The organism is Legionella dresdenensis (genome assembly GCF_042649825.1).
Taxonomy (GTDB): Bacteria; Pseudomonadota; Gammaproteobacteria; order Legionellales; family Legionellaceae; genus Legionella_C; species Legionella_C dresdenensis.
The window spans coordinates 97280-118453 of sequence record NZ_JBHSAB010000004.1 but is presented as its reverse complement, the minus strand read 5'-3'; the positions used below and the strand labels follow the sequence as shown (position 1 = coordinate 118453).

The window sequence follows — 21174 nt, the reverse complement described above, 5'->3', positions numbered from 1 at the left end:
CTATTGATAGCTTTAGTGTTTCGTTTTATAGTGTAGCGTTTAACCCTTTTGAAATGTTGTAGTTTTAAAGCCATGCTTATGTGTTTATAAGGCTTATCATAATTTGCGATAGGTTGAGGGAATATTTGATACTAACATAGGACGTTTATGTATTATAGGTTAGTCATATTTTATCGAAAAAAAAGTTATTTGTTACTTTTAGCAATTTTGAATTTATGCGCAACCACAGTAAACGCTCAGCCGACTAACCCCAAATTTGAAGATTCTAATCGTTATATAATTGGTCTAAATACTGGCTCTTCCTGGTCATACCCTGGTAAAACCCAGACATTTTATTCAACACCTGAAACAGAAAGAACCTATGCTGCCATCACAGCGAAAAATACGTTAGTAAATGCAGAGTTATTTTTAGGTATACAAAAAGCCTTAACTACTTTTTTGCAAATACAGCTTGGTTTGGCTATAGCAAAAACGGAAAAAGCGACTCTTTCTGGAAATATTTGGGATGATGCTGATCCGGAATTTAATAATTATAGCTATATATACACCGTTCGGCATCTGTATTTAGGAGTGAAAGGGAAAATCCTCGGCAATCCATACCTACGTGTAAAACCTTATGTTAGCAGTAGTTTTGGGTTCGGATTTAATCAAGCATCAAATTTTAATAATGCTCCACTCGAATGTGGTGTTGTTGCCGTACCTAATTTTAGGGGTAATACCTTGGCACAATTTAGTTATACTCTGGGAGCAGGATTGCAATATGATTTATCCAAAAATTGGCAAATTGGCTTGGGTTATGAATTTTCAGATTGGGGAAAAAGTCAGCTAGCTAGAGCGCCTCAACAAACATTAGGTAATGGCCTAACCCTCCATCATTTATACACCAACGGATTATCCTTCAATTTAACTTATTTGGCATAACCATCATTATGAAAACAAATTTTCTAATTAACATATTTCTCGCTAGTTTAATTGGGTTTTTATTTGGCTTTAATGTAAATGCATCACCTACTTTAGAATTATCACCTAGTTCAAATTCAAACGCATTACAACCTTTATGGACATTTACTCCCCTTACTGCTACCACTATATCTGTGGCAGCTAATGCTACAGCGATTATTCAATATCGCGTTACCAACCAATCCCATAGATCACATACCCTTATGATGTCGCCTATTCAAGGGATTACTCAAATCACTTCTGGTGTAGGAATCTGTGGTGAGGCCTTCACATTAGCTGAAAAAGGATCTTCTTGCATTCTATCTTTACAAGTGAATGGTGCTCAGTTAAAAAACAATATTACCAGTGGCCCTCTTATCTGTCAGAGAAATTCAAATGGCCAATGTTGCATACCATGCCCATCAGACATGTTGAATATTACTCTGATTGATCCGCAATACACCATTGGCGGAGGAATCAGCGGCCTGAATGCAAATGGACTCGTTTTACAAAATAATGGCGGCGATAATTTAAGTGTCAACTCTGGTGATACCTCTTTCACTTTTGCGACCCCAATAACCGAAGGCAGTAGCTATAATGTTACAGTACTAACCCAGCCTTCCGGATTAACCTGCACAGTTAGCAATGGCTCCGGCATCAATGTGTCTACAAATATCACTACTGTTAACATTACCTGTAACTCTAATACTTTTAGCATTGGCGGTAGTATCTCAGGCTTAAATGCCAGTGGACTGGTATTACAAAATAACGGTGGAGACAATTTAAGTGTAAGTTCCGGGGACACTTCCTTTACTTTTGCTACCGAAATCGCCTATGGCGGCGGTTACAACGTTACGGTGCTAACTCAACCTACGGGTTTAGTCTGTACAGTTAGCAATGGTTCTGGCGTAAATGTGACGGCAGATATTACCAATGTTAATATCACCTGTGCTGCCGCTACTTTTACTATTGGTGGTAGTATTGCCAATCTCAGTGCCAATGGATTAGTGTTACAAAATAATGGCGGAGATAATTTAAGTATTAGTTCTGGTAATACGTCCTTTGTCTTTGCAACTGAAGTTGCTTATAACGGAAGCTATAATGTCACTGTTCAAACCCAGCCTACGGGGCTAAACTGTATTGTCAGTAATGGCTCAGGTTCAAACGTGACCGCTAATATTAATAATGTCAGCATAACCTGCTACCAAAATTTTTTCTATGTAGGGAATGTAACTAATTTTACGGTCACGCTTTGTAATTTTTTATCTAATAGTGCTTTAAGTTGTAGTGGTCCAACAGGAAACGTTGTCTTTACTCAACCCACCAGGGGAGTAACCGCAACATCTGCTGCAAGTACAACAGGCGCACATGTTTATATCACTTATTATAACGGCGTGAACTATTCTATTTATGTTTGTACAATTCAAAGCACTGGCCAATTAGATGGGTGTGTTGAGCAGGTACTAGCTGGTTTTAATAACCCGTTTAAAGTTGCCCTTAACTCTACTGCAACAAAAGCCTATATAGTGAATGCTACAGGGAACGATGTTCTTCTTTGTGATGTTACTGCAGTGACAGGCTTATTAACTGCTTGTGTATCAACAGCCTCTGGCTTTAATCGCCCAGAGAGTATTACTATTAATCCTTCTAATACCTTTGCCTATATAACCAATTTTAATGGCAATAATGTTTATCGCTGCGCGATTAATGGGACCACTGGCGCTTTATCAGCTTGCGCGGTAGTGGCAGCCGGGATTACGGGTCCAGAAGGTATTGCTATTGATCCGAGTGGTACACATGCTTATATTGCTAGTTATAACACAGGTAGCGTTTTTTGTTTTAATATTACCGCGGGAACGGGTGCATTAACGGCTTGTACTCCGGCTTCAACAGCTGGTTTTAACTTTCCGACGGCTGTTGTTATTAATCCACAGGGAACCTATGCTTACATAGGTAATTATACGCTCAACACTTTTTCCTACTGCAGTATTAATCCCAGTAATGGTAATTTAAATTCCTGTATTAGACCTACTGGGTCTTTCTTTAATGGTCCCACTTCAGCGACAATCAGTGGCTATTAGTATTTTAAATCTGAGTTGATAGCTGGAATCATTAAAGAGAACGCTGAGTGATAAGTGATTTATAAAAGTAGTGGATTTATTTGATTATGATATAGTACATCCATAGTCAGTTAGCTCTTCAAAATCTGGCTGGTTGTGTCGGGATAGATTAGTGAGATCAGCTACAGCAGCTTCCAGTGCACTAACGTAGAAATTTAATGTCGGCGTACTAAAGAAATTTGTTACCGCCCCAAAAAGCCCGCCTGCATTATTATCCTGAATAGCAAATTTTCGTTTATATTTGGCGAGCAGTAATGATATTTTTTCCTGAAAAATATGGATATCCCGCTTTATAATATCTTCCGGATTTTGAAAAAAATTATCAATCTGTCTTTGTAATTCATCGCTGAATAACTCAAGTAAATTTAGGTGATTTATATTTTTCATATTAGAAGGAGGTGTATTTACATTGCAGGCAAAAGCCAGTGGCATGACTACAGCGCCTCGTAGGTTACCATATCTTGGATTGTTTTGGCAAAAAACCGTCAGGTCAAAGAGTTTTTTATAAACATTTGCTATCTGAGGAATCTTTTGATTTAACACAATCTGCGGCTGATTAACACTTAATAATTCATCACCAATAAATCCTCGGCCAAACTCCTCATAATTCTTTTCGCAATACTTAAATTTATGTATTCCTTGAGGAAAATAATTAATTTTATTTAGCGCTTCGATTAAACGGACGATTTCAGGATTTGAGCGTATATAATGATCAATTTCCTCTTCTGGAATAGTTTGATTTTTAGGGATAATCACTACTTCCATTTTATTGGGACAGGGATCACGGGTGATTTCAACATACTTTAACTCTTTAATACTGTTGCGAAATGGTTTTAAGCGGGGGCAGCCGCTAATAACAATAAAACCATCATCGCGAGTCATATCGTAAATATTTTCAAACCCGTTTCTTTCTATTTCGGGTAATTTAAGTTTTGATAAATATTCAGGCGCAAGATTATAGGCATACCAATCGAGGTTTTCCAGAAAAACGATTTCAAAACGCTGGTAAAGATCCTGAGGTAGGGTTGTTGTGACATCAAAAACAAAATCCGGTTGCAAATGCTGTTGGATATCAATAGAGTAATAGTCTTCCTCCGGATGAAGTTGCCCTTTTTCGGAACAATGTCCATGATTATGGCCGCATCCGATAACTGCGTATTTTTTGTTAAATTTTGCCAGATTTCGAGGCATAAAATTCCATAAGACAGAAAATAAAAATTATTATATAAAAAATTGCTTAATGATTTATTAACAAGTGTTAATTTTTGGCACTTTGCGCTGAACCATATTAATCACTGTGTGAGTTTTGGGTTTGTTTGAAAAAGAACCTTGTTGGCCCGAAACGATTCAACCCACATCTGGTGCATTATGATAGTATTTTCATTAAAAATATGTTTTAATTTTAAACATTATTCGGTTATGGTAAAACAATGGCTATAAGGCATACGTTTTCAGCCTGCGGTATGATGCTGATTCACGGCCTGTTTAGTGTGAATATCTGGGCAGCATCAGCACCGGCAGCGCCACAAAAACCGGCTGAATCCTCTAGTCTGTATCGATGGGTGGACAAGCCGCATGACGAAGCATCTCGAATTGATGCGGCTCAGACACGCCTGCAACAAGCTATTACCCAACCTGAATTTATGCTCAACAACTGGCTGGAACTACCCTCTTCGCCCGATGTAAAAAATAAAAAACTGTTTCATTTAAGCCTGCGCGAAGCTATTTTGCTGGCGTTACGCTATAACCCCAATATTCAAAATGCCGAGCTTGACCGTATTATTCAACGCTATCAGCTTCGGCTGGCCAAAAATGAATTTGAGTTGCAATATGCTCTCGCTGGCTCAGCCGCTATTGAAAAAAGTCATTTTCAGGGCGTAGGCAGTTCAGAAAACAAAAACTTTCTGGCTACTCCCGAACTCAATTTAAAAACCAAAACCGGTACCCAGCTTACCCTGAATATGGAAAATAATGTGTCGGGCTATAGCAGCTACAGCCCTGTGCTTAATTTTTCTGTTACCCAGCCGCTGTTGCGCGGCTTCGGTAAAGATGCCAATGAAGCGGCGTTATTAGATGCGCTTGATAACGAATGGCTTAATAAAATCAATTTGCAACAAGCGGTCATTGACCAGATTACCCAGATTATTAATGGCTATCGTGCCTTGATCCTGAGCGGCAATAATCTTGAAAATCAAAAGCGACAGCTTGACGAAGCCAGAAAAACTTTCGAAAGCAACCAAAAGCGTATTGAGGCAGGGCAATTGGAGCCTACTGGTAATATCCAGCCGTCTTACCAAATTGAATCGCTCAATCTGATGGTTGAACAGGCTGAAAATGACTTTAAAACCGCCGCCCAGGATTTACTGCAAATGATAGGCCTTGATCCCAATATGCATATCGCCGTACCAAGCGACATCAACGTTGATAAGATCACGATTCCCAATTTACAACAGTCAATAGATATCGCCCTCAATCACAATGTGCAGTTTCTGGCGTTGAAAATGCAACTGCGGGCTGATGAACGCGCTTACAAAGCCGCCAAGAACCAGCAATTATGGCAACTTGATTTAGGCGCTAACGTCCAATCCGGGATGGTTTCAGACGTTGGAAATAATACTCAGGGAATTCAATCAATTTATAATGGCCGTAATGTCAACGAGTCAGCACGCCTGACTCTGACTATTCCCATCAATGACATCAGCCGGCGCAGCACGCTGATTAATGCCAAGGTAAAACTTGAGAAAGATCGTATTAATATGATCGCAGCCCGCCGGGCATTGATTACCAGTATTACCAATATTATCAATTCAATTGAAAGCCAGGCCAAACGCTACCGGCTAGCGGAAAAACAGGTGAAACTCGCTGAGCAATCCTACAATCTTGAAAAGAAAAAACTGCAGGCCGGCATTGCAAGCTCGCTCGACGTCAATAATACTCAGAACCAGCTCATTCAGGCCCAGGCAGGTCTTATTGGTGCAAAGATTGCTTACCTCAACCAGTTGTCTGCATTGCAACGATTATTAGGTACAACCCTGTCCGAATGGCAGATTAAACTCAGGTATGGCTCATGAAAACCGGCATAAAAATTTTAGTAATAACATTACTGGCAAATCTGCTCATTGCTTGCAGCGACGATAAGGCAACCGATACTCCACGACAACGCACTTATGAAGTGAAGAGCGAGCAGATTCATAAAAGCCTGTATTTTACCGGCACTATAAAACCGCTGCGTGAAAGTCCGCTGACTGCACCGTTGGAAGCCAATATTGAAGCAATGAATTATCATTATGGTCAGATGGTAAAAAAAGGCACGGTGGTATTTATTTTAAATTCCGCAGAATTACAAAAACAGTTTAATGACACGCTCACCGATTATCTGAAGGCCAAAGACAGTTTTACCGTCGCCAAAGCCAAATTCAATGGCACTCAGGAGCTTTGGGATGCAGGATTAATTTCCAAAAATAATTATTTAAGTGAAAAATCAAGCCTTAATACTTCACGGGTGACGCTCATTCAGGCTACGCGCAAGCTGAGTGAAATGCTGGATAAAATGGATGAAGATAATAAACAGGATTTATCCACACTTAATATTGCCGAGTTTGAAAAAGTCCGGCAGGCATTAACCGGACAACATAATTTAATCCGCTTGAAAGCCTCTTCCGAAGGCATTTTGCTGTATCCGCCCAAATCAACCGGCGATGAAGGCAGCGGACAATTAACGGTTGGCTCTTCCGTCAAATCAGGCCAGGTTTTGGCGTTAATCGGCGATTTAAACGGCGTAAGCGTTGAAATTGATGTGCCGGAAATCGACATTGATAAAATCCATGCCGGGATGAAAGCAAGCATTACCGGGGTTGCACTCGGCAAACAGACGCTGAAAGGGGAAGTCGTTTCCGTCAACGCTCAGGCAGTTGCCGGCAGCAGTTCGTCTTTACCCTCATTTACTGCTGTGGTCGAGGTGAATAAGCTCACCCCTGAGCAAAAAAAATGGATTAAGGTTGGTATGAGCGCATCTATTGCGCTTGAAGCCGATACCGAATCGCAAATACTGGTACCCCTGCTTGCTGTCCGTCAGGAACGAGGATTAAGCATGGTTACCGTGCGCACCCAAGATGGCCGCCTGATAACAAAACCCGTGGTTACCGGCGGCGCCCAGAGCGATAAGGTAATTATTCAATCGGGTTTGCAGGCTGGCGATGTGGTGGTTTATGACCAGTAACGCATTGATTGAGATCAAAGATATTGTTAAGAGCTATACTATAGGCGGCGTGACCAGTCAGGTTTTGAAACAAGTCTCACTGACAGTTAATGATGGCGATATGCTGGCCATTGTCGGTGCATCGGGTTCTGGTAAATCGACCCTAATGAATATTATCGGCTTGCTTGATAAGGCCGATGAGGGCGATTACCTGCTGAAGCAACGTAATATCCGTGATTTAAACGAAGATGAGCTGGCATTACTGCGCAACCAGCATATTGGCTTTGTTTTTCAACAATTCAATTTATTGCCGCGCTTTACTGCCCGTCAAAATGTTGCCCTGCCCTTGATCTACCGCAATACAGTGCCTGCTGAAATCGAGCGCCTGGTTACCGAGGCGTTGGCTCGGGTTGGGATGGCAGCGTATGGCGATCATAAACCGACCCAACTTTCAGGCGGGCAGCAACAACGGGTCGCAATCGCCCGCGCGTTGGTTGGCAAACCCCAGGTGATACTTGCCGACGAACCCACCGGTGCACTGGATTCCCGTACCGGTACGGAGGTTATGAGTTTATTTCTGGATCTGCATCGTGAAGGCCGAACGCTTATCATGGTTACTCACGACAGCCATGTTGCAGCCCAATGCGCGCGCCAGATTACGATTGCCGACGGCCAGATTGTCAGTGAGACAGCCAAATGAATTTATTCAGCCATTTTCAGCAGGCAACCATTACTTTGGGAGCAGCCAAGCTCAGATCATTTCTGGCGGTTCTGGGCATTCTGGTTGGAACCGCCGCAGTGGTGGCATTAATCAGCAGTGGCCAATTGGCTACTGAAAAAGCGCTGGAGCAATTCAAGGCGCTGGGTACAGATTTGCTCGCTGTGTCGGTATTTGAAAAAGACCGCGGTTCATCGAGCAATAGCGGCAATACTGTTCCCATCGAATTATGGCGCGATCTCGCCGGCCGGATTCCGTCGGTTAAACTGGTAGCGCCTTATACTACGGCTTATCAGTCAGTAAGTTTTGAAGGCAATAAAATTCAGGGAAGTATTATCGGTGCCGACGAAGCATTGGCTCAAATTGTTCATATTGAAGTAGCGCAGGGAAATTTTGTTTCGTTTGTTGAAACTTATGAACATTATTGTGTAATCGGTGACAGCATTGCCCGGCAATTACGGCAGATTACTATTGATAATCCGATTGGTAAACAATTACGAATAGGAAAAACGCTCTATACCATTGTCGGCACCCTGAAGCCCTGGCAGGAAAGCGCATTTTTTAACGAAGATGTTAACCAGGCCGTTTTTATTCCCATTCTGGGTATGCCGCTAATTAGTAAAGACAGCAAAATTAATAACGCCATTTTAAAATTAAAGCCCGATAGCCCTATTGATACCGTCATCAACCAGATTAAACAGATTATTAATAATCAGGCACCCCAGTTAACGGTGTTTCCACGCAGTGCCAAACAAATCATTGCCAGCATGGAAAATCAGGGGCAGATTTTTACGTTATTGCTGGCGGTAATTGGCGGTATCTCGTTACTGGTTGGCGGCATAGGGGTAATGAATGTCATGCTGGTATCGGTCAGTGAGCGCAAAAAGGAAATTGGAATCCGCAAAGCGGTTGGCGCAAAAAACAGTGAAATTCAGGCGCTATTTCTGGTTGAATCGGTCATGCTTTCGCTAGTAGGGGGAACGTTGGGTGTACTGTTGGGGCTAATCTTTACCTGGCTTGTAGCATATTTCAGCCAATGGCCGTTTTTTATTAACTTAATGCCGCCCCTGGCTGGTTTTGCGGTTTCGGTTGCGACCGGAATTTTCTTTGGCTTCTATCCTGCGAGGCGTGCTGCCAAATTGCAACCGATGGAGTCATTGCGGAGTGAATGAGTGAGAAATTGCTCCCTCTCCCGTATCGGGAGAGGGTTGGGGAGAGGGCAATACATCAGCACCGATCCTGAAAGCGCTTACACAGGACCACTATAGATCGGACTATTTTTATGGTAGTATGAAGCTTTGTATTAACTCCAGAACACTCCTATGACCAACCGCCAATACCTACTGCTCATCTCAGCCCATTTATTCATTATCTGCCTGAGTAACTTGTTGGTGCAGCATCCGATGGTCATTATGGGATACCATACAACCTGGGGCGCGTTCAGCTATCCGCTGATATTTGTTTTATCGGATTTGACTACCCGGCTTGCCGGCCCAAGAGCAGCGAGAATAATTGTTTATTGTGCCATGCTCCCGGCGTTATTGCTTTCCCTGGTGATCTCAAATTGGGCTGAACACGGACAGCTATTCGTTTTAAACCTGCTGGTCCTGCGCATTGCGGCTGCAAGCTGCTGTGCCTATACAGTTGGCCAGTTAATTGATATCGCTTTTTTTCAGAAATTACGCCAGAAACAACAATGGTGGATTGCGCCTGCCGTATCTAATATTTTCGGTAATATTCTTGATACTTATATTTTTTTCTTTGTCGCCTTTTATCAAAGCAGCAACCCGTTTCTGAATCAACATTGGCCTGAAATAGCCTGTGTTGATTTATGTTTCAAATTGTTAATCAGCTTCCTGTCTGTAATCCCGCTGTATGGCCTGATTTTGAAAAAATTACTATCACGGCGACAAATTGTTGCGATTAACTAAAAAAATCAAAAAAATATATTTTTTTTGTTGAAAATCAATTAAATTAACGAAAGGTTTCTTAAGGATAAAACAATGAACTACAAGACGTTAATTTTAGGCGCTACTTGCCTGCTTTCTTTTCAAGCAACCGCTGGAAGCATGGGCGACATCTTACCTTCATGCTCAAAAGTTATTACTTTTAGCGGGGGCCCTGCCTGGTACAATGAAGGCAGAAGCCAAACAATCCAATTACAAGAAGACGTTACCAAATATTATCAGGCGCAATCGTCAACCAAAGCATTGGCAACGGGCGAAATATTTTTTGGCGTTAGCTCTCCCTTGTCAGAAACTTTTAGCGGTCAATTAGGTTTAGCCGTTGCTCACAATGGCTCCGCAAGTCAAAGAGGTTTTATTTGGGAAGATGCCGATCCCAATTTTAGCAATTATCGCTACGACTATAATATCAGCAATACCCGAATAACGGTGAAAGGGAAATTATTATCCGCTACCCCATATCCCTGGCTGAACCCATATATCAGCGCTGGTGCAGGTATCGGGTTTAATAAGGCAGATAATTTTTCGATAACGCCGCTTATTTATCAGGAAGTTGCCGCACCGCCTTTTGCCTCCAATACTGAAACAGCTTTCAGCTATACGGCAGGAGCCGGATTACAATTCCCGCTCAATCCGAATTGGCAGGCAGGGATTGGCTATGAATTTGCGGACTGGGGTAAAAGCCAGTTAAACCGGGCCAGTAATCAAACGATGAATACCGGGCCGAAACTGAGCCATTTTTATACCCATGAATTACAAATCAGTCTGACCTACATTATTGGTTAAACCAGTTTACCGCGAACCCGTTTTCTGACATATTCCCGTGATTAATTCACGGGAATCCTCAAAACCGTGCAAAACGGTATGAATCCTGCTTGTCTGGAAATATGAATAAAAATTAAAAAGGGGAATGGCGATGAAAACATCAGGCGCGCGGTGGCTTGGGCTGGTCTTGATAGCAGTATCCCAACTGGCTTTAGCCAATCAGCAAAGCTGGAACAATTGGGTTGCCGGTGTACGGCAGGAAGCGTTGGAACAAGGCGTTTCACCCAGAGTCTTTGATGAAGCATTTTCTGATATCCGTGAGCCGAGCCGGCAGGTAAAAAGCCTTTTACGCTCGCAACCGGAGCATAGACTGACTTTCAGCAAATACCTGCATTCACGGGCGGATAATTACCGCATTGCCATCGGCCGCAAACAATATACCCGTAATAAAGAACTGCTCGATGAAGTCGGGCAACACTTTGGAGTTGACCCCTGCTTTATCGTTTCTTTCTGGGGCATGGAAACAAGTTATGGTACCTACATGGGTAATTTCCCGGTTATTAAAGCGCTGGCAACTCTGGCTTATGAATCTAATCGTAAAGACTTTTTCCGTAAACAGTTATTAATCGCGTTAAAAATCGTCAATGACGGACACGTTACCCTGCAGAAATTTAAAGGCGAATGGGCAGGAGCCTCTGGCCAGCCCCAATTTTTGCCGTCAAGCTGGGTAGAATTTGCCGTTGACTATGACGGTGATGGCCGCAAAGACATATGGGAAAGCAAAGCTGACGTTTTTGCCTCTATTGCTAACTATATGAAAAAGAACGGTTGGCAAACAGGCGAGCCCTGGGCAATTCAGGTTAAACTGCCAGCAAATTTTGACCCGAAACTTGAAGGTAAAACCATTACCAAGCCCGTCAGTGAATGGAGTGCAATGGGTGTACGCACGGAAAGCGGCCAACAACTGCCCTGGCAAAACCTGCAAGCAAGTATCGTTCAACCTTATGGCGGCCCGGTATTCCTTGCCTATCCAAACTATAAAATGATTTTACGTTATAATAATTCTATCTACTATGCTGGTGCGATAGGGTACATGGCGGATAAGATTTGCGGCAGGGTGAAGTAAAACCCTCTTCCGCCCAGCGGCACCTTCTCCCATACGGGAGAAGGAGGGAGAATACGACATGGCAGCATTCGTTGATAAAATTAACAGCCTGACGCCGGCGATAAAGCGGATAATCTGCTATAAGGCGACAGAATACCCATTTACTGGTCAATATAATAAAACAACCAGTTATGGCACTTATCTCTGCAGACGCTGTGGACTGGCACTGTTTCGTTCGGACAGCCAATTCCACTCGAACTGCGGTTGGCCAAGCTTTGATGAATCTATCCTCAAGACTGTCGCTCAGGTTCCCGATCCTGATGGCGAGCGCACAGAAATCACGTGCAGCCGATGCGCCGCTCACTTGGGCCATGTTTTTACCGGCGAGAATTTTACCGCGAAAAATTTGCGGCACTGCGTCAATTCCGCAGCGCTGGATCTTGTAGCCGGCAACCAGGTGCAAGACACCGAAGAAGCCATTGTTGCTGGCGGCTGCTTCTGGGGCATTGAACATTTTATGCGGCAAATTCCAGGCGTGTTAAAGGTTGAAGTCGGTTATATTGGCGGGATAAAGCCTGAGCCAACCTATGAAGAAGTCTGCAGCGGATTAACCAGGCATTATGAGGCGGCCCGCATTGTATTTGATAATAGCCAGACAAATTACCATACCGTTATAAAACGTTTTTTTGAGATTCATGATCCAACCCAACGCAATGGCCAAGGTCCAGATATTGGTTCACAATACGAAAGCGCTATTTTTTATTACAACCTTGAGCAGCTTACGGAAATTCAGGATCTTATCGCCTTACTGAAAAAACGCGGGTATCAGGTTGCTACCAGCTTGCGGAAAGCGGTAACATTCTGGCCAGCAGAAGATTATCATCAGGCCTATTATAGCAAACAGGGTACATTACCTTATTGCCACCACCCCGCTGATCGGTTTGGCTAACGGTCATATTTGACATGCTTTTGTTGATAATTCGGCAAAATTTTTGTTTACAGAGCATGTAAATCATTTATTATCAATAACTAAAACAGTAATTATACTATTTGGTAAGGGAATACTATTGTGAAAGTTATATATAAAAATATTAGAATTTTATGTTTTATTTTGGCATACCTTATTTCGCATAACATCCATTCTAACGCACAAGTAAAATTTAGTATAGTTCCTTTAACAAGTACGGTTATTAATGTTCCGTCTAATACAACCGCAACAGTCCAATATGTGGTGACTAACAATACCCCGGTTACCCGTACTTTGACTATGCAGACAATTCAGGGAATAAGTCAGCAGACAGCGGCGCCAGGAACATGCCAGTTGCCCTTTACTCTCTCTCAGGGGCAATCCTGTACCTTGTCTCTGCTTTTGGATGGCAGCGCTTTACCTGCCAGGGTAACAGGCGGCCCTGTTGTCTGTAAAACTCAAGGACCCAATAATCCAAATCCCGATCCATTTTTATGCTCACAACCGCAACTTCCTCATATTTTGCAAATTACTACAACCGCGCCCAAACCAACTTTAGCCATATCAGGTTCAAATAATATCAGTATGTTTGCAAATGGTCCGTTTACACCTTATTTTACTGGTCAGGTAACAATTACTAATACATCGACCGTAAGCACTGCCTACGACATTGCTGCCGAAATTCCTCCAGGCCTGGGAGGACTGCGTCAAGACGCAAACAATTGCAAAACATTGCCGCCGGGTGCTTCATGTCAATTAATTTTTGACTCAGGATATGCAGCCTTTAGCAGTACTGCTGTACAAGTTAGCGGTAGTAATACCTTGGCTCCGGTAACAATTTATTTAACAGTTAATGCGCCATGGGTTACCAATGGCGATGTTAACGCTATCGCTTATAATCCAGCTACCAATCTCGTTTATCTCGGCGGTCAGTTCACCCAGGTAGGACCAAGAACCGGCACTGGCGCTCCTGTTGATGAGACAAATGGCCTATTAGTAACACCCTATGGTTTGCTAAATAATTACATTGAAACAGCCATATCAGATGGTTCAGGCGGCTGGTATGTGGGCGGTAATCTGTTCTATGTCAATGATGCCAGTTCTCCATATATCGCCCATATTCTGGAAAACGGCAACATCGATAATAACTTCCAGGCTAAGGCAAATAATCGTGTTAAAACTATGCTGCTTGATGGCTCAACACTGTATGTCGGGGGGCTATTTACCAGTATTGGCGGCCAAACACGTAACAGGCTTGCCGCCCTGGATGCATCCACAGGACAAGCGACCAGTTGGAATCCAAATGTCACTGGCTCCGAGGTCACAACCATGACGAAATTGGGAGGCACGGTTTATATCGGCGGGTTATTTACCCAAGTAGGTTCAGATAGCAGAACCAATATTGCGGCAATTGATGCTGTATCGGGAGCCGTAACAGCGTCCTGGTTAAACAATCCGGCAAATGGGCAGGTGGTAACACTGATTAACGATGGCGCGCTAATTTATGCAGGTGGCGCATACTCCACAATAGGAGGCGCTGCGCGTACCCGCGTGGCTGCACTTGATCCTGTAACAGGCGTTGCAACTGCATGGGCGCCTACTGTAAATAATGCGGTTTTAGCTCTGGCAATTGGCGGCGGCAAGGTTTATCTTGGCGGTTGGTTTAATGCCGTCGGCGGACAGACCCGTAATCGTATTGCCGCAGTTGACCAGATTACTGGCGCTGTAGATATGGCATGGAATCCTGATGTAACCGGCCCTAGTTCAACTGTTTATGCTATGCATTTGCATAATTCAAAACTTTATTTTGGAGGAGTATTCACGGCCGTTACAGGCCAGCCACGCAATTATTTTGCGGCGGTAGATGCATCAACCGGTAATCTTTTGCCTTGGAATCCAAATGCCAATTCCGAGGGAACTACTCTCGCATCTTACAATTCAATAGTGTATATCGGTGGAAGATTTACCAGCTTAGGCGGTCAAAGCAGAAGCAATCTAGCGGCAATTAATGCAAATGATGGTACATTAAATACAGCCTGGAATCCTGGGGCCAACAATATTGTTTATGCTTTACTGGCAAATGGCTCTCAAGTGTATGTTGGTGGAGATTTTACTACAATTTCTGGACAATTAAGAAATAGAATTGCCGTGTTGGATGCTGCCTCGGGAACGGCTGGGAGTTGGAATCCATATGCCGATAACTCTATAAGAGCTTTTGCTGCTAATGGTGCAATTATTTATGCCGGGGGCCTTTTTGGAACAATAGGGGGACAAATCAGGAATCGTATTGCCGCCCTTGATGCAACGACTGGCCTTGCTTTGCCCGGTTGGGATGCCAATGCAAATAATCCCGTTTACAGTTTGCTTACTGATGGCGCAAAACTTTATGCAGGCGGGGCGTTTACTACCATAGGCGGCACTGGCCGTAATCGTATCGCCGCCCTTGATTTAACTAATGGTTCAGCATTGCCTTCCTGGGATGCAAATGTCGGTAATAATAATGTCTTTACTCTTGCTTCATCTGGTACAACTTTATATTTGGGTGGAGACTTTACCAGTGTAGGCGGAATTGCCCGTAATCGAATTGCTGCAGTGAGTCTTGCTGATGGAAGTTTAGTGAGCGCATGGGATGCGAGCGCAAACGCGGCAGTTAATGCACTTGCAGCCAATACATTGTCGCTTTATGCTGGCGGAGCATTCGCAACAATCGGAGGCAATTCATCTCGGCGTTTTGCTACATTAAATTTGCTTACTGCTGCTCTTATTCCACCTAGCTATTTTCCAAATAACACAGTTAAGGCATTAGCGTTAAATGGTAATTATTTCTATGCAGGGGGGAGTTTTACTGTGTTTGGTGATCTACCCAACTCCTATTTTGCTATTGGATACGCTCAACCTGACTAACAGGCAAAAATGCTTTCTTAAACAATAGCCGCGCTGCCTCATGATTGATTTTAGTCGTTCATGGCTAAAATCAACCCGCCAGTGTGCGAAGCTAAAGGCCAAGACTTGTCCTACGTCCGCTCCCACCAGCCGCCCAGCGCCTGAATGAGTGCGACATTATCAGCCTACCGATTGGCCTGGGCACGAATTAAATTAAGTCTTGCCTGTTGATAGAACTGCTGGATAGCTACCAGCTCTAATGCGCTAATATCACCTAACGTTAATTGCTGCCTTGCAATAAGCAGACCTTTAGCGCCGCCTGTTCAGCGCTAACCGCGGTTTTTAAAGCCCGCGCATCAATTTGTATTGCCTGCAGGCTATCTGCAACATTTAACTTTCGTCACTACCTGCGGGATAGGCGGCTCCTGAAACAGTGACACCGAGGCAGTTCCCCGGACATGTCTCAATACCGAAATAATTTTATTGCTTATTTTGCGCGCTTCTTTCAAATCATTACCGTAAACACGCAATGCCAGAGGACTATGGGCACCGCCGACTGAATCGTTGATGCCATCATAATAGGCTGGCTAATCCCGATTGCAAAGCCTGGCATATTCGCAAATCGTTGATTTAATTTGCTGATAAACTCTGCCTTGGTTTCCTGATCCGGCCATTCTTTATAAGGTTTAAGACCAACCGGAACCTCGATATGGGAGGGGGTCCACGGATCGGTTCCGGCATCACTGCGGCCTAGCTGAGTCACAACATAGGAAACCTCGGGGTATTCCAGCAAAGCCGTGCGTAGTTCTTCTGCCATTTCATCCCTCTGCTCCAATCAAAACTCCGTTTCGCGTCTATTCTGGCTGATGGCCGGTTATTTGTAACATTTTAAATGTGCTGGGATAAACAATGTGCAACTTACTGTTCTTTTATTTAAAATGGAGTGTTGGGCTTTACAGCCCAAGATTCATTCATTGCAGATTCCGATAAACGGAATCTGCCTGCTCTGCTTTTCGCTGGTTTTCCTGCAGCTGTTGGCGCGCAAGTTCTGCCTGCCATAATTGATTGGCCTGGTTTTTTAACTGATTAAATTTTTTAACCGCCTTGGCAACATGTTCGGCCAACATAGGCAACTTCTCCGGCCCGAATACAACAATGGCAACGGCCAGAACAACCAGTAATTCACCGCTCATTATTTTGATTACCAGAATCGGTTTCATCATTCAGCGCTTTTTTAAAATTCTTGATTGCACTACCCAAATCAGTACCAATATTTTTTAATTTATCTGTTCCAAACAACGCTAAAATAATCAATAAAATTAATAATAATTGTAAGGGACTAATTCCGCTTAAACCCATAATTAACTCCCGTCAGTTGAACGATGCATAAAAGCGACAAAACCGCCGGCAAAGGCAGCAAGAAGAGCAATGCCAGTCAGTCTGTCAAAATCTATCTGCTCCAGATAGCTGAATCCTGCCAAAGCCGTCATGGCAATAAAAACCCCAAGACCAAGACCACGGTAGAATCCGTTGCGTTTAGTTAATTGATCCTGTTGGCTGCTTAAACGATCTAACTTCTGCAATTTTTGCTGTTTGCTAAGCTGCAGCACTTCAAACATCAGCTTTGGCATATGAGGCAGCTGCTCGGCAAAAAATGGCCGGTTTTCACGTAACTGGCGTAGCAGAGAACGAGGTCCGATTTGCTCTTTCAGCCATTTTTCCAGGAACGGCTTTGCGGTTGCCCATAAATCCAGTTCGGGATAAAGCTGACGTCCAAGACCTTCAATCGCCAACAGAGTTTTTTGCAACAATACTAATTGAGGCTGTACTTCCATATGAAAACGCCGTGCAACCTGGAATAAACGCAGGACGACCTGGGCAAAGGAAATATCTTTTAACGGTTTTTCAAAAATAGGCTCGCAAACCGTGCGGATAGCGCTTTCAAATTCTTCCACTCGTGTAGTGCGTGCAACCCAACCTGATTCAACATGCAATTCGGCAACCCGACGATAATCGCGATTAAAAAAGGCGAACAGATTTTCAGCCAAATAGCGTTTGTCATTATCATTCAAGGTGCCGATAATGCCAAAATCAATACAGATGTATTTCGGTTCATCAGGATGATGATAAGAAACAAAAATATTTCCCGGATGCATATCAGCATGGAAAAAACAATCGCGGAATACCTGGGTAAAAAAGATCTCAACCCCTCTTTCCGCCAGTTTTTTAATATTAATCCCGTATTCATTCAAAGTTGCCACATCAGCAACCGGAATACCGTGAATACGCTCCATAACCAGAATATTGTCCCGGGTATAATCCCAGTAGATTTCAGGGATATACAACAGAGGCGAATCCTGGAAATTTCGTCTTAATTGGCCAGCATTGGCCGCTTCACGCTGTAAATCCAGCTCATCAATCAGGTTATGCTCAAATTCATTAACAATTTCTTTCGGTTTTAAACGCTTGCTATCCGGCAAATAACGATCGGCTAAGTTGGCAATCGTATGCAGAATACTCAAATCCTGTTCGATAATCGGCCGCATATTGGGGCGTAAAATTTTAACCACAACCTCTTCGCCGGTTTTTAATTTGGCTGCATGCACCTGAGCCATGGATGCCGAAGCCAGCGGCAGCGGATCAAACTCGGCAAAGACCTCAAAAGCTGACAGGCCATAACTTTCTTCAACAATTTTTAATGCCTGCTTACTGGGAAAAGGCGGTACTTTATCCTGTAATTTGCATAACTCCAGCGCAATATCGGGTGGTAAAATATCGGGGCGAGTTGATAGCGCCTGACCAAATTTGATGAAGATAGGCCCTAATTCTTCCAGCGTTTTCCGCAAAGCTTCCCCTCGGCTTAATTTTGGCCGGCTGAGCCATCGCCGCGGATGTAAATAGATAATAAAACGAAATAATGCAAATAGCGGAAAAGCAATTATTACTTGATCCAGGCCGTTTCTAGCCAGTACATTATTGATATAAAGCAAGCGCCATAACTGTTTAAGTGATTTCATTACAAGCCATTAATAAGTTTACATTCGCCTGCAACCGCTCGGTATCCAGGGCAAGTTGGTCGATATCGTTAAAAAAATCGTTAATTTCCTCACGCGGCGGAAATACTCGCAATTCTTCCTGCAGATAATCAGTCATATTATGGCGCAGGGAATTATCAACATGTCTGGTAAAAGCCAATCCTTGCCGAAACAAAGAGCCTACCTGGTTAGCAATCACGTCGCCAGTAAAATTGGCCAGGTGGCCTTCCCAATCGATATCAAGCTCATCAAAAATTTTCTTAATCTGCTGGCCAAGCTCAATATCACCCGACATCCGTATTTTATCATTAAACAGCGAGCGCGCTTTTGAAGCCGGTAAAAAGCTGAGCCTGATTAACCCCAGCGGGCTGCTATGGATAATTGTATCAGGCCGCTGGTCATAATTATCGAGCAAAACCAGTGTTTTATCCCTAAAAGCGATATAAAAATTAACGCTTAATGGCGCGACAATAATTTCAATCACCTTGCCTTCAAGCGCTGCCAGCCTGTCAGGCATACTGACATCCAGTGCGAGGGCGTGATTAACTGCCTTTTGCAGTGCCTTTAGTGTATATTTTTTAATCATAACACTCTCAATACTTATACGCGATGTGTAATGCAACAATACCGCCGCTTAGATTATGGTAATGACAATCCTCAAAACCGGCATCCTCAATCATCTTTTTTAACCCTTGCTGGTCAGGATGCATACGGATTGATTCTGCAAGATACTTATAGCTTTCAGCATCGCCGGCAAAAAACTTACCCATTTGAGGCAGTATATTAAACGAATACCAGTCATAAACCGGTTTTAAACCGGGAACAACAGGGGTGGAAAACTCCAATACCAATAACCGGCCGCCCGGTTTGCATACCCGATACATAGAGCGAAGCGCCTGCTCTTTATCCGTGACATTCCGCAAGCCGAAACCGATAGTAATGCAATGAAAGCTGTTATCGGCAAACGGCAAGTATTGGGCATTTGCCTGCACATATTGCACATTGGTAAGCACCCCTTTATTCAATAACCGATCACGGCCGACATTCAGCATCGCCGCATTAATATCCGCCAGAACCACCTGGCCTTTTACCCCGGTTTTTTTACTTAATAAATAAGAAATATCGCCGCTTCCGCCAGCCAAATCCAGCACAGACTGCCCTTCTCTGACCTGGCTTAATTCGACAGCAAAGCGTTTCCAGACATGATGGATACCCAATGACATCAGATCATTCATTAAATCGTAATTTTTAGCTACCGAGCGAAAAACCTCACCCACTTTTTTTTCTTTTTCATCCCAGGCAACGGATTCGAAGCCAAAATGAGTCGTTTTTTGATCTTGAGTCATTGATTGTTTTTGTCTGGTAATAATATGACTATATTACTCTAGTGCGGCAGATGTTAAAACAAAAAAGTTGGTATTAGGCGGGGAATAACAACAGGCCGGTTCAGGTTAACCGGCCTGATGATGTCACAATTAAGATTGTGGAGCAGAGTTGTCGCCTGAACCATTGGAAGTATTGGTAGTTGTACTGTCGGTACCAGTAGAAGTACTGTCAGTAGATGGCTGAGTTGTAGTAGTAGTTGTCGTTGTGCTGCCATCAGGGTTAGTAGTAGTTTGTTGAGTAGAAGTGCTATCTTGTGATGTAGTAGCATCAGAAGTAGCGAATGATGCAGAAGCAACGAAAGCCAAAGCCATAACAGCAACTAATTTTTTCATGGGTCTCTCCGTAGATTTATAAAAATAGTTAGTTAACCAACTAATCATAGCTTAAAAAAATAAAAAAACCAGTCTAACCTTTTATTAAATTCGTTAAATAAGTCAAATAATTATCCTCATTCGGCACAGTTCGATCACGCTGAGCTTGCCACAGGCACTCTGCCAGACAATCCATCATCAAATGCTCTGCTGTTAAGCCATCGCCTTTCTTTTTTGATAGCTGCCGGTAAATTTTTTTAATCCCGGCAGGCCGGTCAAGACTAATCTGATCACGAACCGCCAGATGCAATCCCAAATGCAAGAAAGGATTCACTTGCCCCAGTTCGGGAAAATATGCCTGTTCAACCAATTGCTCTTCGTGATTAAACATTGCGTGGTATTCGGGATGGCAAATAATCACATCCACTATCTGCTGCTCCAATTGGGTCAGGGGTTGTTTTGCCAGATATTTGCGCCAGCTGCCAAAAAACATCTGCCGGGTATCCTGCACTTGATCACCGTAAAACATACATTCTCTCACTCTAACATCAATCACATAGTTTACGGCAGGCAAATCAAATAGACAAACAGTTGACAAAAACAACTTGTTTATGAGATATTAACCTTGCGAGGTTGGACTTGCTATGTGTCATTCCACTGGGTCAATTGGCGACACACTGATTGACCCTTTCTAATATCCCTTATCCTGATAATTCTTTCTATTTTACGCTTTATATCTCCAGATTTGCTCGATATTGCGCTGAAGATTTTGCTTTGGCCATA

The 21174-nt window shown here is 43.2% G+C and carries 20 protein-coding genes; 11 read left to right on the top strand and 9 right to left on the bottom strand.

Annotation, left to right across the window (positions count from 1 at the left end; all coding sequences use genetic code 11):
• Positions 1 to 147: 147 nt before the first annotated feature.
• Complete coding sequence (locus tag ACFORL_RS04175) at positions 148 to 921, top strand: outer membrane protein (RefSeq protein WP_382341394.1); 774 nt, start codon at positions 148 to 150, stop codon at positions 919 to 921.
• 8 nt (positions 922 to 929) lie between these two features.
• Positions 930 to 3020 carry a beta-propeller fold lactonase family protein gene (locus ACFORL_RS04170; RefSeq protein WP_382341392.1) on the top strand — a complete coding sequence of 697 codons (2091 nt, stop codon included), beginning with the start codon at positions 930 to 932 and terminating at the stop codon, positions 3018 to 3020.
• 84 nt (positions 3021 to 3104) lie between these two features.
• Here the strand turns inward: ACFORL_RS04170 and ACFORL_RS04165 are convergent, their stop codons facing one another.
• Entirely contained in the window at positions 3105 to 4250 is a 1146-nt protein-coding gene (locus ACFORL_RS04165; RefSeq protein WP_382341391.1) for a hypothetical protein, read from the bottom strand.
• Positions 4251 to 4489: 239 nt separating this feature from the next.
• Here ACFORL_RS04165 and ACFORL_RS04160 point away from each other — a divergent pair, with 239 nt between their 5' ends.
• The 9 genes from ACFORL_RS04160 to ACFORL_RS04120 all read left to right on the top strand — a co-directional run bounded on the left by ACFORL_RS04160 (position 4490) and on the right by ACFORL_RS04120 (position 15680).
• On the top strand, positions 4490 to 6130 hold the full coding sequence (locus tag ACFORL_RS04160; protein ID WP_382341389.1) for a TolC family protein: 1641 nt from the start codon (positions 4490 to 4492) through the stop codon (positions 6128 to 6130).
• Entirely contained in the window at positions 6127 to 7278 is a 1152-nt protein-coding gene (locus ACFORL_RS04155; RefSeq protein ID WP_382341387.1) for an efflux RND transporter periplasmic adaptor subunit, read from the top strand. The genes ACFORL_RS04160 and ACFORL_RS04155 overlap by 4 nt, the downstream gene beginning before the upstream one ends.
• The gene (locus ACFORL_RS04150; RefSeq protein WP_382341384.1) at positions 7268 to 7957 is read left to right on the top strand and encodes an ABC transporter ATP-binding protein; all 690 of its coding nucleotides are present in this window, start codon (positions 7268 to 7270) and stop codon (positions 7955 to 7957) included. The genes ACFORL_RS04155 and ACFORL_RS04150 overlap by 11 nt, the downstream gene beginning before the upstream one ends.
• Complete coding sequence (locus ACFORL_RS04145) at positions 7954 to 9147, top strand: ABC transporter permease (protein WP_382341382.1); 1194 nt, start codon at positions 7954 to 7956, stop codon at positions 9145 to 9147. Before ACFORL_RS04150 ends, ACFORL_RS04145 begins: the two co-directional genes overlap by 4 nt.
• Positions 9148 to 9297: 150 nt before the next feature.
• Positions 9298 to 9906, top strand: a complete 609-nt coding sequence (locus ACFORL_RS04140; RefSeq protein ID WP_382341380.1) for a 7-cyano-7-deazaguanine/7-aminomethyl-7-deazaguanine transporter — start codon at positions 9298 to 9300, stop codon at positions 9904 to 9906.
• A gap of 72 nt (positions 9907 to 9978) precedes the next feature.
• Positions 9979 to 10725, top strand: a complete 747-nt coding sequence (locus tag ACFORL_RS04135) for an outer membrane protein (protein WP_382341377.1) — start codon at positions 9979 to 9981, stop codon at positions 10723 to 10725.
• A 130-nt stretch (positions 10726 to 10855) separates the two neighbouring features.
• Positions 10856 to 11830 carry a lytic murein transglycosylase gene (locus ACFORL_RS04130; protein WP_382341375.1) on the top strand — a complete coding sequence of 325 codons (975 nt, stop codon included), beginning with the start codon at positions 10856 to 10858 and terminating at the stop codon, positions 11828 to 11830.
• Positions 11831 to 11888: 58 nt separating this feature from the next.
• Positions 11889 to 12758: a bifunctional methionine sulfoxide reductase B/A protein gene (locus ACFORL_RS04125; RefSeq protein WP_382341373.1), complete on the top strand. Its 870-nt coding sequence runs from the start codon at positions 11889 to 11891 to the stop codon at positions 12756 to 12758.
• Positions 12759 to 12878: 120 nt separating this feature from the next.
• Positions 12879 to 15680: a hypothetical protein gene (locus tag ACFORL_RS04120; protein ID WP_382341371.1), complete on the top strand. Its 2802-nt coding sequence runs from the start codon at positions 12879 to 12881 to the stop codon at positions 15678 to 15680.
• A 484-nt stretch (positions 15681 to 16164) separates the two neighbouring features.
• Here the strand turns inward: ACFORL_RS04120 and ACFORL_RS04115 are convergent, their stop codons facing one another.
• The 8 genes from ACFORL_RS04115 to ACFORL_RS04080 all read right to left on the bottom strand — a co-directional run bounded on the left by ACFORL_RS04115 (position 16165) and on the right by ACFORL_RS04080 (position 20920).
• Positions 16165 to 16476: an efflux RND transporter permease subunit gene (locus ACFORL_RS04115; protein ID WP_382341369.1), complete on the bottom strand. Its 312-nt coding sequence runs from the start codon at positions 16474 to 16476 to the stop codon at positions 16165 to 16167.
• A 154-nt stretch (positions 16477 to 16630) separates the two neighbouring features.
• Positions 16631 to 16855, bottom strand: coding sequence for a Sec-independent protein translocase subunit TatA/TatB (locus ACFORL_RS04110; protein ID WP_382341645.1), 225 nt, complete (start codon positions 16853 to 16855; stop codon positions 16631 to 16633).
• On the bottom strand, positions 16842 to 17018 hold the full coding sequence (tatA, locus tag ACFORL_RS04105) for a twin-arginine translocase TatA/TatE family subunit (RefSeq protein ID WP_382341367.1): 177 nt from the start codon (positions 17016 to 17018) through the stop codon (positions 16842 to 16844). The genes ACFORL_RS04110 and tatA overlap by 14 nt, the downstream gene beginning before the upstream one ends.
• 2 nt (positions 17019 to 17020) lie before the next feature.
• A complete protein-coding gene (ubiB, locus tag ACFORL_RS04100) occupies positions 17021 to 18676 on the bottom strand; it encodes a ubiquinone biosynthesis regulatory protein kinase UbiB (RefSeq protein ID WP_382341365.1) in 1656 nt (551 codons plus the stop codon).
• A complete protein-coding gene (locus tag ACFORL_RS04095; RefSeq protein WP_382341363.1) occupies positions 18663 to 19280 on the bottom strand; it encodes a ubiquinone biosynthesis accessory factor UbiJ in 618 nt (205 codons plus the stop codon). Before ACFORL_RS04095 ends, ubiB begins: the two co-directional genes overlap by 14 nt.
• A gap of 7 nt (positions 19281 to 19287) precedes the next feature.
• Positions 19288 to 20040 (bottom strand): bifunctional demethylmenaquinone methyltransferase/2-methoxy-6-polyprenyl-1,4-benzoquinol methylase UbiE, encoded by a 753-nt coding sequence (gene ubiE / locus ACFORL_RS04090; protein WP_382341361.1) that lies wholly within the window; start codon positions 20038 to 20040, stop codon positions 19288 to 19290.
• Between the two features lie 129 nt (positions 20041 to 20169).
• Positions 20170 to 20391, bottom strand: a complete 222-nt coding sequence (locus ACFORL_RS04085) for a hypothetical protein (RefSeq protein ID WP_382341359.1) — start codon at positions 20389 to 20391, stop codon at positions 20170 to 20172.
• Between the two features lie 94 nt (positions 20392 to 20485).
• Entirely contained in the window at positions 20486 to 20920 is a 435-nt protein-coding gene (locus ACFORL_RS04080; protein ID WP_382341357.1) for a DUF1841 family protein, read from the bottom strand.
• Positions 20921 to 21174: the final 254 nt, after the last annotated feature.